Below are 1,126 nucleotides of genomic sequence, written 5' to 3'. Positions count from 1 at the left end.
CCCTTTAAAGAAAGCGTAATAGCTCACTAGTCGAGTCGGCCTGCGCGGAAGATGTAACGGGGCTAAGCAATATACCGAAGCTGCGGCAGCATGTTTACATGCTGGGTAGGGGAGCGTTGTGTAAGTGGATGAAGGTGAGTTGTAAAGCTTGCTGGACATATCACAAGTGCGAATGCTGACATGAGTAACGATAATGGGAGTGAAAAACTCCCACGCCGGAAGACCAAGGTTTCCTGTCCCATGCTAATCAGGGCAGGGTAAGTCGGCCCCTAAGGCGAGGCAGAAATGCGTAGTCGATGGGAAACGGATTAATATTTCCGTACTTATATAATCAGTGATGGAGGGACGGAGAAGGCTAGGCAAGCTTGGCGTTGGTTGTCCAAGTGAAAGTGCGTAGGCTGAAGACTTAGGTAAATCCGGGTTTTCAAGGCCGAGACACGAGACGAGCTCCCAAGGGAGTGAAGTTGTTGATGCCCTGCTTCCAGGAAAAGCTTCTAAACTTATGATTATATGAACCGTACCCCAAACCGACACAGGTGGTCAGGTAGAGAATACTAAGGCGCTTGAGAGAACTCGGGTGAAGGAACTCGGCAAAATTGTACCGTAACTTCGGGAGAAGGTACGCCTCTGTTTGTGAACACTTCGCGTGGTAAGCAAATGGAGGCCGCAGTGACCAGGTGGCTGGGACTGTTTATTAAAAACACAGCACTCTGCAAACTCGTAAGAGGACGTATAGGGTGTGACACCTGCCCGGTGCCGGAAGGTTAATTGATGGGGTTAGTTTTCGGACGAAGCTCTTGATCGAAGCCCCGGTAAACGGCGGCCGTAACTATAACGGTCCTAAGGTAGCGAAATTCCTTGTCGGGTAAGTTCCGACCTGCACGAATGGTGTAACCATGGCCACGCTGTCTCCACCCGAGACTCAGTGAAATTGAAATCGCAGTGAAGATGCTGTGTACCCGCACCTAGACGGAAAGACCCCGTGAACCTTTACTACAGCTTGGCACTGAACATTGAACCTACATGTGTAGGATAGGTGGGAGGCTTTGAAGCACAGTCGCTAGATTGTGTGGAGCCGTCCTTGAAATACCACCCTTGTATGTTTGATGTTCTAACATTGGCCCCT

1 rRNA gene is annotated in these 1,126 nt (G+C 50.1%); it reads left to right on the top strand.

Annotated elements, in window-relative coordinates:
- Positions 1 to 1,126, top strand: a 23S ribosomal RNA gene (locus ACXAGK_RS19455); the annotation flags it as partial.

The sequence above is a fragment of the Alteromonas sp. ABM1_013 genome, from assembly GCF_056160505.1.
The sequence above is the reverse complement of the archived record's forward strand: the minus strand, read 5'-3'. Positions and strand labels throughout refer to the sequence as shown.